Source organism: Pseudomonas sp. zfem001, from assembly GCF_032621725.1.
GTDB lineage: Bacteria > Pseudomonadota > Gammaproteobacteria > Pseudomonadales > Pseudomonadaceae > Aquipseudomonas > Aquipseudomonas sediminis.
The window spans coordinates 182,792-195,584 of the sequence record NZ_JAVYJI010000004.1 but is presented as its reverse complement, the minus strand read 5'-3'; the positions used below and the strand labels follow the sequence as shown (position 1 = coordinate 195,584).

Below are 12,793 nucleotides of genomic sequence, written 5' to 3'. Positions count from 1 at the left end.
GCGGCGTTATCCATGCCAGTCTTGAATTACGGCCAAACGGCTATCGAGTGGTACTTCCAGCTTGATAGCAAACTCAAGCGCCATTACGTGACCGTGGAACGGGGGCGTCCCGTGCTTTTGCGCGGGCCGCAGGTGGATGAGCCTGAGCAAGAGGCTTTGGTGCTGCGCCGAGCACGCTGGATTCGAGAAAAGCTGGTACAGGTGAATCAGCCCCTGGCCAGCGAACCCATCGTAACTGGCAGTCGCCTGCGCTATGCAGGGCGCACCTATTACACCGAAGTTCGTCACGTGCCAGACGCCCTCAAACCTCGGTTGGCCTTCACTGCGTCACGCTTCATCGTTGATAACCCTGAAGGTTTGAGTATTCATCCCGACGCCCTGATGCCCATGCTGGAGCAGTTCTACAGGGATCGGGCTCATGAGAAGCTGCCGCTACGTGTTCGTCACTGGCAGCGTGAGACCGGGCTGCTGGCTGCGGGTGTGCGTATTCGTCATTTCCAAAGCCGTTGGGCGAGTTGCGATGCGAACCACATCCTGGAGTTTCATCCTCGGGTAATGGAGCTGCCGGCCAGCGTGCAGGACTACGTCATTGTCCATGAGCTGTGTCATACGGTGGAGAAGAACCACACCAAGGCCTTTTGGGCGCTAGTGGCCAGCCATATGCCGGATTGGCAGAGGCAGCATCAGGTGTTGGAGCGGGCAGTGTTTGGGGATGCAGTGTGATAGAAAGGTTTCGATGCCTTTGGTCAATGTTGACATCCCAACTCGCTAAGGACATTCTTCAGTTACTTTCTTAGAGAAAGAACGGAGCACCTCTTTTAGCAGCTAACGCTGCGCAATCGGGGGCGTAGCGTCAAAACTACACCAACCAAATGAAAACTTACTTTTACTAGGTTTGTTCCGTGGAAGGCCCGAGGTAATACTCGGGCTTTTTGTTTTTAGGAGTCGGAGTCGAAGATGGAGCAAAAAATATACAGTGCGATAGTGAAAGAATGTGAGAAACTCATTCTTAGGCATCATAGCTATCATAATAAGCTTCATGTTGAATGGGTTCGAAATAGTAAGAGGATTAAAGACGCCCCACCAAAGGTGGTTGAAACCCCTGAGTATTGGGAGGTAGATAAAAAATTTAATCCTTTTTACGTAAAATCTAATGCCAAGGCCATAGCGCGCTCTATTGCTAAAAAAATATCACAAGGAACCTACGCGCCGGCTGAACCATTCAAAAAGTTGATTCCTAAGTCCGGTGGGGGACGTCGAGAGTTAACCATCTATCAAATACCGGACGCAGCCGTTTCGCGGTATTTCTATGGCAGGCTTCTTGCCAAAAATAGACATAGGTTTAGCTCCTTTTCATACGCGTACCGAAATGACAGAAATGTGCATTTTGCCATTCAAGATATAGCGGTTGACCTTTCTCAAGATGCAAGAACTTTCATTGCTGAATTCGATTTCTCGGATTTCTTCGGTTCTATCGATCATGCCTATCTATATAGACAGCTGCATGAAAATGGTTTCTATGTCAGTGAAGAGGAAGAGGCTGTCATTAGATCTTTTTTAGCCTCTCGTACTAAAGGTATTCCGCAGGGGACTTCGATATCGCTGTTCTTGGCGAATCTTGTGTGCTGGAAAATTGATAAGGCACTGGAAAAATCCGGTCTCAAGTTTGCGCGGTACGCTGATGACACTGTCATTTGGAGCCCGGACTATACAGCGATATGTAAGTCATTCTCGATTATCAATGACTTTTCCAAAGAAGCTGGTGTGCCTATCAATGCTAAAAAGTCGGATGGCATTAGCTTATTGGCACGGGATGGTTTGCCAGCAGAAATTGCATCAAAGAACCATTTTAATTTTCTAGGTTATTCGATTGGTGTCGGAAAGGTTTCTATTAGGGAAGCCTCAGAGAAAAGAATAAAGAAACAAATATCTTACTTGCTGTATCGGTCAATGATTCAGCCGCTGAAGTCGACGCCACTTAAAGGTCTTGTCATTCCGGCTAATAATCGAGACAAAGCACTTTTGGTTGCCATTATGCAAGTTAGACGCTATATGTATGGCGGTTTATCAAATCGTGATATCGCTGACTATATTTCTGGTCGGAAAAAGCACCTTCATTTTAAAGGGGTGATGAGCTTCTATCCCCTTCTTGATGATGAGAGTCAACTTAAAGCGTTAGACGGTTGGCTTACCTCCACTCTCTATAGGTGTATCCAGCTGCGGTCGAAGCTTTTAATATCGCATGGATATAATAGAAGCTCCTCTTTCCCATTTTGCGTAAAACACGCGGATCTGGTCGACCAACTAGCGCGTAGAAGGGTCAAGGGTAAGCGTCTATTAGAGGCCCCTAGCTTTATGCTGATTTATCGAGCTCTACAGCGTGGATTGCGTGAGGCAGGGATCGAGCGGGTCATGCATCCGGAGTCTATAAAGTACGAATACAGAGGTGTCTAAATTTTTAAATTCCAACAGAGCCTGTAAGGCATCCTACTCTCTTGCTCGGTCAGTTCACTGGGATCTGGTATAGCGCAGGGCTGAAGTCCGGTCACCGCAGTTCATCGAGCGGCCTCCGACCCGAGGTCAACTGTGGGGTTTGATTGACCGTAACGTCCTATTACGCGCAGTGAGCTGGGCTCACTCGGCAAATCCATAGGCCGCAATTGACTGGCTTAGGTTCACAAGTCCAGATCAACGCTCAGCTTGCCTCGTCTCTCCTGACGGGTTGCTGAGTCGCTATTGCCAACTGCCCAAATGCGCGCTTGGACAACCTCGCGGTAGCTTCGCGTCTTGCTAGGTTTCGGTAGAGCCAGCAGAGGCCGCAAGGGAATAGATTCAGGAGCCGGTTGCCCATCCAGCGCTTCCAGCGCACAGAACAGTTCCGTCTTCTCGATCAATCCTTGCCCCGCGTTAATTCGTACAATGAGCTCGGCAAAGTAGTCTTCGAATAAGACCTGCAAATGGCCGGTGTCAATAAAGTGCGATAAGAACAGCCAGTGGCCCTTTTTGTCATACGGTGAGCCCCCCCAGTAGAGGCTCAGCTCCGCCATACGCTGAAGCACCCCGTTATAGCGCTCGAAAACAAACCAAATAGTGGGAGCTAGGTGACGCTGTGCGAGGGCATGTTCATACAGTTCTCGCGCGGCTGTGGCGGGGTCGCGCCAAGCGCCGGGCTGGATACACAGCACTAGGCACTTCCGTTCTCCCTGTGCATCGTAGAGGTAGTAGCCACCTGGGCTGCCCAGGGTGCCGCGTCGTCGAATGACGCGCCCTTTATAGGTATTGAAAGGGTGCAATTTGGACGAATCAAAAAACTCTTCGAGCTGGTTAAACAGCGCATATTTCTGCGTCGTGTTGCGAGTGGGCCGTGTGTGGTCAGCTCCTTGCTGCGATTGAGCATCGCCACGAATCAAGGTTTCCAGGTCGGCTAGCTTGAGCTGATTGCTCAGCACAGCGTCGAAGAGTTCTTGAGCGGTACCTGGTGCGCTCGACCAGAGCTTAGCCAGACGTTCCAGCGGGGCATAACCGCATTGGATGCGCTCCCGTTCGATGCCCGGCTTGAGTCCATCCAAAAAACGGCCAGCAGCTTTTACCCGCGCCCAGGTTTTCGGCTTCAGTCCCAAAAGACCTGCCAGTTCAGGATCGCTGAGCGGCCCTTCAGCCAGGGATTGTTCCACCACCCTGCTCTGCACGTAAGTGTCGTACCAGCTCGTATCGACGTGCCGCCCCATCGCCTTCCCTAAATTTGTTGGACTCGAATCTATTGACAAGCCTAGCAAGGCTGGCTATTAGTGTAAAGGCTATATATTGGAGGCCAATAAATGCCGACTAGAAAGAAAGGGACTAAGCCTGTACGCGATGTCGCTAAGCGCACCAACCGTGGGCGTAAGGCCTATATCGTGCCGACTGAGCGCAACGCCACTGGCTTCGTCGCCGGCGAAAGTTTTCTTGAGAGGAACCACCTGCTCCTGCTCAGCCTCCAGGTTGGATTGAGGCGTGTGTCGGATCAGGCGGTCTGTATCGACCTTGAAAACGAAACCCTAGTGCCTAGTCGCGCTGAGCTGCCCAAAAAAGCGGGAAGGAAGGTCACCAGCTACACCGCAGACAGTGAATATGAGCGCGCTGATGGTCAGATCGGCGTTTGCGAAAGTAAGCCCAGTGCCTTTTTGGAAAAGCATGCTGAGAAGCATGCACGGGCAGAAAAAATCCTCAGTAAATACGGCAAGCCGTTTATGACGCTGACCGAAGAGGGGTTCACTCCCGTATTTATTTCTAACTTGGAAAACCTGAAGAAAGCACTTAGCTCGGCTCAGGAGCAGCACGCCGCAGAAGCGGGCCAAAAAATCAGCCGTGCGCTGTTGCGACAAGACCGGTGGCTGACACACGAACTTAAGCAGTGGGCTGCTTTGACGAGCGCTGACATTTTCTTTGGCCTCGCCTACGGCGTACTCCGTGCTGACCTTACCCAGCCGCTGTTTTCAGCCACCGCTTGTGTAGAGGCAGCTCACGGCACGCTTGATCATCTGATGTTCGTGGAGCTTTGACATGGCGGTGTTCAACGACAGCCACATCACTCCGCGCCGTTACAAAGTTGATGGCCTCGTCGCTGGTCGCGACGGGCGAACCTATGTGATTGGGAGCATTCACACCAAGGCACGCCAGGTAGTGCTGCTGGGGCCCTTGGGGGAGACATATGTCTATCAAGACGATGAATTTCGTAATGAGGTTGCAGCAGGAGAGCTGAAGCTCGTTGTGTGCCAGCGGAATGAGCACGGTGTCGATGAGATTTTTCAGCCTCGGGAGTTGACTAGAGCAGAGGAAAAATCTCGGGATGAGAGAAAGCAGTATATCGATATCATCTTGGAGCATATTGAAACGGGTACGTGGGAATTTATCTACGCTGAGATTCAGAAAAAATATTCTGGCAGTCGCAAAATTCCATCACGACGGACTATTGAGCGCATCTGGGCGATCTATAAAAGATCGCTCTCCCCCAACTGTCTAGCAGCCAACTATTCGCAGCGAGGTGTCCATCGCGCGCTATCAATCGATCCGATTGTCGAAGAAGTTATTCTTAATGTCATCGAGGAGAAGTACTGTAATAACTATCAATTTGGCATCCAAGACATTGTTAATGATATCAACAAAAAATGCGATGATAAGTCTGCTGAATTAAAAATCGATTTGGGTGGGGTATCCAGGCGCACGGTGAGCCGATTTATCGGCAAACTCAATCTGAAAAAAATTAAAGGCCGCCTGAGTCGAAATTCATTCCGCTTGATTATGCGCAATGCATTGAATTATCTCGACGTCAAAGAGCCGTACGCTCGCGTTGAGATCGACTCGACGGTACTGGACATCTTTATTGTCGATGCCTTTGGAAACGTTATCGGCTGTCCCACGCTCTACGCGATGATCGACACTGCTACCCAAACGATTGTGGGTATTCATCTGACGATTCAAGCAGCTAGTCAGATTGGTGTATTACAGACCCTTCAGTTCGCATTCTCGCCTAAAGGCGAAGCCTTCCGTCAACAGTATGAATGCCTTAATACATGGCCGGCGCCCGCGGATGTTCGCACGCTTGTAATGGATAATGGCTCCGATTTTCATGGCCCCATGGTTGTTAAAGCCGCCAGTTTTCTCTCGACGCTTTTGGAGTACTGCGTTGCTGGTGCGCCATATCAGAAACCTTTCATTGAGCGCTTCTTTGGCACGCTACACACGATGCTGATTAATAAGTTACCCGGCGCAAAGTTTTCGCACGACAAGCGCGAGCAACACGCGCTGGAGAATGCAAAGGCATCGGCGAAGCTAACGTTAGATGAATTGAAAAAATATATTATCCGCTGGGTTACGGATACTTACCATATTAAGAAAAATGACCGACTTTCCAGTAGGTACGGCTTCAATTGCTCACCGATTGAGGCCCTGAATATGCTGAGTCAGCAATATCCAATTTTCCCTGCACCCTCGCCAGACGAAATGATGAGTGCTTGTCGGCATCACCTTGGAGTCAAACTTAATGTGACCCGAGAAGGGGTCAATTATCAGAAGCAACAGTATCAAAGTGCTTATGTGTCGGCGCTATATAAGACAAATTCTAGAGTTAAAGTGGATGTCTGCATCAATCCGTTGGATTGCAGTGTGATCCATATTTTTGACGAGGATTCGAAGAGCTGGCTGGTGGTGCCGAACAAAAACACTTACATGCCGGCCATGAGTTTTGAACAGGCCAAGTATTACAGAAGCCAAAACTATCTGTCAGACCATGCTTTTTCGAAAGAGTCGCATGTGTTGAACCAGCAGAAAATTATCGAAGACGCGAACGCTAAGAAGAGCAAAAAGGGCGGTATTAACAGCAATCGTAAGGCCGAGCGTGAGATCGAGCGGGCGCAGGCCTCGATTACTACTGCTGGCCAACAGTCGGAGCCTGATGTGCCACAGGCAGCGCCAGCTTCGCTCGAAGTGGCTGCAAAACCCCACCGGAGGAAGAAGTGATGACGAGTACTGTGAGCAAGGTGGTGCGTTCCGAGGGCTTCTTCCATGGTCGGCTTTTGCAGTCGTATGAGCGTGGCAAGCAGGTAATCGAACAATCATTGCTGGGTGAGCGGCAGATTTTGCCGCTGTTCGGCCCGAGCCGTGTTGGCAAGACCGAGATTGCTCAAACCTGGATGGCCGACTTTCCGAATCAAGGCACGGATGGCAGGGTCTGCAAGCCGTTGATCCGGGTTATCTCCCCTGCGGAGCCAAACCAGCGTTCGCTCACGTTGAGCATCATTCGCGGTCTCGATGGCCGGGTGCTGAGTAAGTGCAATACCTCCGACCTCTATAACCAGGCGCTGCGGCAACTGGAGGTTGCCGGGGTCAGAGCGATCATCTTCGATGAAATTCAGCACCTATCTGAATATGGCAGCGTCCAGAAGGTAAGGGCGTCAGCTGACTTTCTCAAAGTGTTGAGCGACGAGTTGAACATCTCACTCATTCTCATGGGACTGCCATGTGCAGAACGCTTGCTCAGCTTGAACGAGCAGTTGCGGGGCCGCTGTCTGACCACGGAGCTTATTTACCCTTACGCCTGGATCAGCAACACAGATCGAGCAGGTTTTGCCGCAGGTGCCCAGTTGATCGCTGAGGCTTATCGCGAACAAGGTTGGTCAATCCATGTAGAGGATGTCCCAACCCTGAAGGCACTTTATGCCGCGTGTGTCGGGCGTTTCGGCCTTCTGGTTGACCTGTTCAGTCATGCTGAAACTGGTAATACCCGCAAGGTCATCGACGCAAAGTGCTTGGCCAAGGCCTATGCCCATGCTGTTAACGAGCAGCACTTTTCCGGTAATCCGTTTCTCCCAAATACGGATATTTCGGAGCACGAGCTGAATGCAGCTTATGTGAAAGTGCTCAATCAAGCGCACCTGCCTATTCCGAAGCTTTGAGCGGGGCTCACCATGTCTTTTTTCCAGACCGTTGTCCTGAAGCCCGGAGAAAGCCTGAACTCGCTGTTCATGCGTAAAGCCGAACTAAACGGCTACGGCACGGCCCATGCGCTGTTGAGAGAAGCTGGGTTGACGATGAAAGTCAGTTATTCGCTGGATGAGCTTGAGCAGCTGCGACTCTGCTTTGAACTAGCTAGCAATGAGCTGACGCTGTGGTGCGATGGTGAGGGCCGTTACCTTGCACAGAAAAGCTTTTTGCGCCGCAATCAGTCGCCGATTTGCCCAGCATGTCTGACCACCGAGGGTGTGGCTCGGGAAGCCTGGTCTCACCTTTTGGTAACCGCCTGCCACATCCATAAAGCAGCATTGGTCAGCCAGTGCCCGCAGTGTACGCGAGAGATTTGCCAAAGCCGTCGCGAGCTAATGCATTGTGATTGCGGCTACGACTTTCGCTGCGCGTCAGTTGCATCAGCTTCGCCGTTTTCCGTGGAGCTGTCGGCCCTGATGGCTGGCGTTACCTTGTCAGTTTGTAAGACCTTACCTGATGCACTCAATCAGCTCGGCTACGAGCCGCTTTTGCCTGAATTTCTTGTGTTATTGGCTAAGGCACAGGGCCGACTAAGTGAGGCGCTGCCGGTCAAATTTCGCTTGGGCAGTAGCTCTTCTGTAGAGGACTCGGTGGCAATGGTGAGTTGTCTTGAGTCGTTACTGGGCGAGTGGCCTCGGCGCTTTGATGCGACCCTCCAGAATCAATTGTGCAATGGAACTGGAGTGGGCCTGGCAGAACGTATTGGCGTTTGGTATCGGGAGCTTTTCAGTACTTACTCGGCGTCGAGCTTTGATTTTCTACGAGATCGATTCAAAGGCCTGATCGCCGAGCACTTCGATGGACGTCTGGGTGTTAGCACTCGCGGCCTGATGTTTGGAGCTGACAACGCAGATGCCATGCACTGGTTCGCTGCCGCTGAGGCCGGCAGGCTTCTGGGTGTGGCTCCCGATATTTTTGCCAACCTGGTGATTACGCAACAGATTGATGGGCGAGTGCATCAAGAGGGCAAGAGTCGTTTCGTCGCTGTTCACCGCTCAACGCTCGACCAGATTGACGCTGATCGAGCTAGCTATCTCTCTGCGACGGAAGCCCGTCAGCGCTTGAACGTCTCGAAGAACTTCTTTGAGCGCTTTGTCCAAGCAGGCGGGTTGCGCCGCTACAAGCGCAATGAGCGACCGGTGCTGGTGGCGGGTGAGTTCCGGGTTCAAGACGTCGATCAGGTGATTCAGCAGCTGGTGGGGCGTGTCCGCAAAAAGCCCAGAACCGTGCAGTTGATCGGCATCCAAGACATCTCCGCCAAGCACGGTATTTCTAACAGCAAGATCGTGTCGGTATTGCAGGACATCCTGCAAGGCATTGTGCGGCCAGTGGCTCACGTCAGCTCACTCGCTGGGCTTGCCGGGTTGCAATTCGACAAGACGGAGATCGAGCAACGGGTTCGGGACAGTGATCCTGATGTTGCGCTAAGTGTTGACGACCTGGTGCAGGTCTCAGGTTGGAAAGCCGGAGTGATCAAAAAGTGGATTCAGGGTGGGTTTCTACAGGCTATTGAAGAGCGGCATGGCAAGGCCAAGCGCGATGTCGTTCCGGTCTCTGCGCTGATCAGGTTCTTGTTGACCTACAGCCCGACCGCAGAACTGGCGAAGCAATTGAATACCCAGTCGCTGTACCTGATGCAGTCCTGGCGCCCAGCTAGGATCGAGGCGCTCGTGCCGCCGCAGGATGCGTATGGGGGACAGCGTGGGTTGCTTGTGCGAAATGCTGACCTGGCACTCGCTGCACAACTGCGTAAGCCCACCATCCGAGAGCTCGCTGAGCAATTGGAGGCATCCCCATGTTGACCCTTGTGAAGAAAGCCAAGCTCGCCGATGCCCTGCTGGATGATTACCCCGAAGTCATCACGGGTTACATCGTAGACGCCACGGTGGTGTCCGGATGTTTGGTCGGGGAGGCATACAAGACCTGGGGCTATGCCAGAGGTGAAAAGCTGATCTCCGGCAGCATCACGCAGGTCATCGAGTGCGGCCACCGCTGGCTGATCAAGACCGGCGAGCAAGATTGCCTGGTCGTTGTGAATTTTTCACGGGGTGGTCGGCAATCGCTGCTGCATCTCATCGATCTTTTTGATTCCGCGCGGCTTACTCATTCGCGCCGCTGCCTGCACTGAGGAGAAACGGAATGAAGCCTTCCAAGCAACACTCCAGTATCGATGACATTCAGGCCAGCAAGGAAAGCGCCTGGATTGCCGATGTTGTAATTCTCAGCACAGCGAAAGGCCCTCTGCACTGCGCGCTCGTTCAAGACCTCAAGACTGAGCGATTACTCGGCTGGTCGACGGCGCTTGAGGCTGATCCGACGTTGATGATGCGGGCTATCGAACTGGCATGCACCAGGCATGTTAGGACGCGCCCGACCAACCTCTTCCTCTACCCAATCAACGATAACTTCGCTCCCCATGTAGTTGCGACATTGGTATGCCAGGAGTTTCAGTTGAGGTCTATCGAAGTGCGGGACATGCATCTGGCGAGATCCATGGAACGTGTCTGGGGGGAGCTTCAACTTCGTTTCAGTCAGTCGCTGTCAAAGCCCGCCCAGTTTCACGACGAGCTGGATGATTGAGGGCTCTGCAATGGACGATCTCCAAACGATAACTGACCTGCTCTATTGCCCTGGTGAGCCGATGGCCGGCTCCGGGATGACCGATGAGCAGGCGCTGGCTTATGCACGCGAACGCTTTTCCTACTTCGAGTTTTGCCTGGTTCGCCACTGGCTGTGGATCGATCTCGATGTGACCGACGCGCAGCGTGTTGAGTTGGAAAAGACACGCCGCCAACCGGTGATCCTTTATGCGCATCAGGTCATCTATGACTCGGCCCGCAGGTGGGACGTGGGCGACGTAGTGCGGACATCCCCCCTGGTCTCTTTCGAAGACGACTTCCTATTTCGGACGTTGAATTCGGTCTACCTGTTGCTTGGCGATGGTCAGCGCAAAAGGTCGACCTTGGAAACCGTTGGACGCATTTTCTGATGCCAGTGGCCAGGTCAGGGGGATTCGAACCGGGCTGCGCATAACACCAGATCCGTTAAAGGACGAGACGACCCAGGGCCGCCGAATACGCCCAGGACATGAGGAGTAATCGTGATGAGTGAAAAAGGCCAAAGCGAATCCGATATCCACTGCGCGGTGTGCGGAGACGCCACGCGTGTACCGGGTTACGGCCAGCAGTTCGGTACCTTGCAGGCGTTGTGGGGGTACGGCTCGCAGCACGATGGCGAGCGGTACCAGGTGCATCTGTGTGAATCCTGCTTCTTCGGCGCGTTGGCCTATCTGCGTCAGGAGCGACGTATTCACACTTTGTTTGATGACGAGCAACCAGCAGACGACCAAGTGTTTGGCCGGGTCGCCCGCGATGACCTTTTTGGCGGCTCTTAACTCACAGCCAGGGCCTTGGACATGACGATGCGTATCCACTTGCTGTCCGATCTGCACAATGAGTTCAGCGCATTTACCCCGCAGGTGCTGGACGCTGAGGTGGTCATCTTGGCCGGTGACATCGATGTCAAAACGCGTGGAGTGGCGTGGGCCAAACAGACCTTCTCTGGCCCTGTTCTATACGTGCCGGGTAACCACGAATATTACGGTGGCCATCTGAGTCGCACCCTAGAAAAGATGCGCATGGCTCAGGATGAGCGGGTGCGGGTGTTGGATCGGGATGAGGTCGTGATCGCGGGCGTGCGGTTTCTCGGCGCAACGATGTGGACGGATTTTGCGGCCACCGGCAACCCGCCCATCGCGTCCTTCAGTGCACAAAATGCCATGAACGATTTCCGGCAGATCCGCACGGAAAACTATCGGCGTATTCGGCCCAGTGACCTCGTCGAAGAGTCAGTAAAAACTCGTGACTGGCTGCGCGCCAAGTTGGATAAGCCCTTTGATGGCCACACTGTGGTGATCACCCATCACGCCCCTACCCTGCGTTCGCTCCAGGACAACCCCCATGCGGGGGGCCACATGGATGCTGCGTATGCCAATCGTTGGGAAGACCTGATGGGGGGCGGCCAAGTGGCATTGTGGGTTCACGGTCATTCGCACACGGCAGTCGACTATGACGTGGCGGGTACTCGCGTCGTGTGTAACCCCAGGGGCTACCCCGGCGAAGAGACCGGCTTCAATGCCAACCTGGTGCTAACGCTGTAGTCATGGGGACGATCACCGTGGGCACGCACTCTGGGTCTCTGGCAGAAGCGTTCAACTACCCATTCGATGAGCCGGTAACGGCATACCTCACCGAGACGGTGATTGTTTCTTGCTGTGGTTACGGCGTAATGCACCGGCATGTCAAAGCCGAGCTATCTGGCCGGTTTCAAGACGGTCATCGGCTAAGAACGTCGGACATTCTTGAGGCTGAGCAGCACGGGCCGCACTGGGTTTTGCGAACGCTCAGCGGGAGTTTTTACGTGATTGTCAGCTTCCACCCAGACGGTGGGTGGCAGTCACTCCAGTCGTTTCTCAAACTGCGCGAACAGGGTGTTCACTTAACACCTCGACGAGTGCAGTAACGATGCGATACATCCCACATGGCCAGTAAGCGAGGATCTGATGCTTCATCGCCCCATCCATGACGCGGTCATGAACCAAGCTTTGCGCCGGGCAAAGGAATGTCATCCGACGGTTGCAGAGCGGCATGCTGATGAGCTGGCGCGGTACGCTCGATTAACGTCAGCGTGCGAGGCCCTGGAGTCCTTCCTAGGGTGTCGTCCTCTCGCTGATGAAGATGTGTTCGGCATGCTTGCGCAACGGCGCACGCAGATCGCAAATTTGCTCGCCCTGGCTAACTTGGAGGCTTACGAGCAGGAAGCTGAACCCGGGCTTTACCTTGCTATCCCCTTCTTCGACCGCTGCGCCGATAAGCAACCTGTTTTCCTGGTGAACCGAACCACGCAGCGAATCACTTACATCCGCCGATCTATGTACGCATTTGCGAGCACAGACGATGGGGTCGACGAGTACCGAACGGTGGGGAGTGCTTTTACCGACGGCATTGCTGCGGGCGCAGTGATCGAGCCAGGTGAAAAATTTCAGGTCGATAACTATTCCATGAGTTGGGACGGGGACTTTGTCAGCAACCGGCGGGTTGTGCTGCTGGTCGATGGTGAGCGCGGAGAATGGTGGACTAGCGTCTCAAAGCTTGCAGGCTATCTCTGGGATGGAAATTTGCATGGGCTGCATTTGCTCAAGATGGTTAAAAGTCTTTGAGCCCTCAGGGGATGCGCACCGGGTGCGAATAGGCATTGGTGCGCTGCCCCCTAG

13 protein-coding genes are annotated in these 12,793 nt (G+C 53.2%); 12 read left to right on the top strand and 1 reads right to left on the bottom strand.

Annotated features, from left to right (window positions below; translation table 11 throughout):
- The first annotated feature begins 12 nt into the window (after positions 1–12).
- Complete coding sequence (locus RTH74_RS15275; RefSeq protein WP_316915217.1) at positions 13–723, top strand: SprT family zinc-dependent metalloprotease; 711 nt, start codon at positions 13–15, stop codon at positions 721–723.
- A 234-nt stretch (positions 724–957) separates the two neighbouring features.
- Positions 958–2,454 carry a reverse transcriptase domain-containing protein gene (locus RTH74_RS15270; RefSeq protein WP_316915216.1) on the top strand — a complete coding sequence of 499 codons (1,497 nt, stop codon included), beginning with the start codon at positions 958–960 and terminating at the stop codon, positions 2,452–2,454.
- 221 nt (positions 2,455–2,675) lie between these two features.
- Here RTH74_RS15270 and RTH74_RS15265 read toward each other — a convergent pair whose 3' ends face one another.
- Positions 2,676–3,674 (bottom strand): hypothetical protein, encoded by a 999-nt coding sequence (locus tag RTH74_RS15265; RefSeq protein WP_316915215.1) that lies wholly within the window; start codon positions 3,672–3,674, stop codon positions 2,676–2,678.
- A 144-nt stretch (positions 3,675–3,818) separates the two neighbouring features.
- Here RTH74_RS15265 and RTH74_RS15260 point away from each other — a divergent pair, with 144 nt between their 5' ends.
- The 10 genes from RTH74_RS15260 to RTH74_RS15215 all read left to right on the top strand — a co-directional run bounded on the left by RTH74_RS15260 (position 3,819) and on the right by RTH74_RS15215 (position 12,739).
- A complete protein-coding gene (locus tag RTH74_RS15260; protein ID WP_316915214.1) occupies positions 3,819–4,541 on the top strand; it encodes a hypothetical protein in 723 nt (240 codons plus the stop codon).
- A 1-nt stretch (position 4,542) separates the two neighbouring features.
- Positions 4,543–6,498, top strand: a complete 1,956-nt coding sequence (locus tag RTH74_RS15255) for a transposase (RefSeq protein WP_316915213.1) — start codon at positions 4,543–4,545, stop codon at positions 6,496–6,498.
- Entirely contained in the window at positions 6,498–7,433 is a 936-nt protein-coding gene (locus RTH74_RS15250) for a TniB family NTP-binding protein (RefSeq protein WP_316915212.1), read from the top strand. Before RTH74_RS15255 ends, RTH74_RS15250 begins: the two co-directional genes overlap by 1 nt.
- 12 nt (positions 7,434–7,445) lie before the next feature.
- Entirely contained in the window at positions 7,446–9,323 is a 1,878-nt protein-coding gene (locus tag RTH74_RS15245) for a TniQ family protein (protein ID WP_316915211.1), read from the top strand.
- On the top strand, positions 9,317–9,649 hold the full coding sequence (locus RTH74_RS15240; protein ID WP_316915210.1) for a hypothetical protein: 333 nt from the start codon (positions 9,317–9,319) through the stop codon (positions 9,647–9,649). The genes RTH74_RS15245 and RTH74_RS15240 overlap by 7 nt, the downstream gene beginning before the upstream one ends.
- A gap of 11 nt (positions 9,650–9,660) precedes the next feature.
- Positions 9,661–10,101, top strand: coding sequence for a hypothetical protein (locus RTH74_RS15235; protein WP_316915209.1), 441 nt, complete (start codon positions 9,661–9,663; stop codon positions 10,099–10,101).
- A 10-nt stretch (positions 10,102–10,111) separates the two neighbouring features.
- Positions 10,112–10,510, top strand: a complete 399-nt coding sequence (locus RTH74_RS15230; RefSeq protein WP_316915208.1) for a DUF6957 family protein — start codon at positions 10,112–10,114, stop codon at positions 10,508–10,510.
- A gap of 114 nt (positions 10,511–10,624) precedes the next feature.
- Positions 10,625–10,915: a hypothetical protein gene (locus RTH74_RS15225; RefSeq protein WP_316915207.1), complete on the top strand. Its 291-nt coding sequence runs from the start codon at positions 10,625–10,627 to the stop codon at positions 10,913–10,915.
- A 27-nt stretch (positions 10,916–10,942) separates the two neighbouring features.
- The gene (locus RTH74_RS15220) at positions 10,943–11,680 is read left to right on the top strand and encodes a metallophosphoesterase (RefSeq protein ID WP_316915358.1); all 738 of its coding nucleotides are present in this window, start codon (positions 10,943–10,945) and stop codon (positions 11,678–11,680) included.
- Positions 11,681–12,082: 402 nt separating this feature from the next.
- Entirely contained in the window at positions 12,083–12,739 is a 657-nt protein-coding gene (locus RTH74_RS15215; RefSeq protein WP_316915206.1) for a hypothetical protein, read from the top strand.
- Positions 12,740–12,793: the final 54 nt, after the last annotated feature.

What these genes read in the sequence shown, in the direction of transcription:
- RTH74_RS15220 (WP_316915358.1), top strand. Translation starts at nt 10,943, where the DNA reads ATGCGTATCCACTTGCTGTCCGATCTGCACAATGAGTTCAGCGCATTT.
- RTH74_RS15225 (WP_316915207.1), top strand. Translation starts at nt 10,625, where the DNA reads ATGAGTGAAAAAGGCCAAAGCGAATCCGATATCCACTGCGCGGTGTGC.
- RTH74_RS15245 (WP_316915211.1), top strand. Translation starts at nt 7,446, where the DNA reads ATGTCTTTTTTCCAGACCGTTGTCCTGAAGCCCGGAGAAAGCCTGAAC.
- RTH74_RS15235 (WP_316915209.1), top strand. Translation starts at nt 9,661, where the DNA reads ATGAAGCCTTCCAAGCAACACTCCAGTATCGATGACATTCAGGCCAGC.
- RTH74_RS15250 (WP_316915212.1), top strand. Translation starts at nt 6,498, where the DNA reads ATGACGAGTACTGTGAGCAAGGTGGTGCGTTCCGAGGGCTTCTTCCAT.
- RTH74_RS15270 (WP_316915216.1), top strand. Translation starts at nt 958, where the DNA reads ATGGAGCAAAAAATATACAGTGCGATAGTGAAAGAATGTGAGAAACTC.
- RTH74_RS15240 (WP_316915210.1), top strand. Translation starts at nt 9,317, where the DNA reads ATGTTGACCCTTGTGAAGAAAGCCAAGCTCGCCGATGCCCTGCTGGAT.
- RTH74_RS15260 (WP_316915214.1), top strand. Translation starts at nt 3,819, where the DNA reads ATGCCGACTAGAAAGAAAGGGACTAAGCCTGTACGCGATGTCGCTAAG.
- RTH74_RS15215 (WP_316915206.1), top strand. Translation starts at nt 12,083, where the DNA reads ATGCTTCATCGCCCCATCCATGACGCGGTCATGAACCAAGCTTTGCGC.
- RTH74_RS15255 (WP_316915213.1), top strand. Translation starts at nt 4,543, where the DNA reads ATGGCGGTGTTCAACGACAGCCACATCACTCCGCGCCGTTACAAAGTT.
- RTH74_RS15275 (WP_316915217.1), top strand. Translation starts at nt 13, where the DNA reads ATGCCAGTCTTGAATTACGGCCAAACGGCTATCGAGTGGTACTTCCAG.
- RTH74_RS15230 (WP_316915208.1), top strand. Translation starts at nt 10,112, where the DNA reads ATGGACGATCTCCAAACGATAACTGACCTGCTCTATTGCCCTGGTGAG.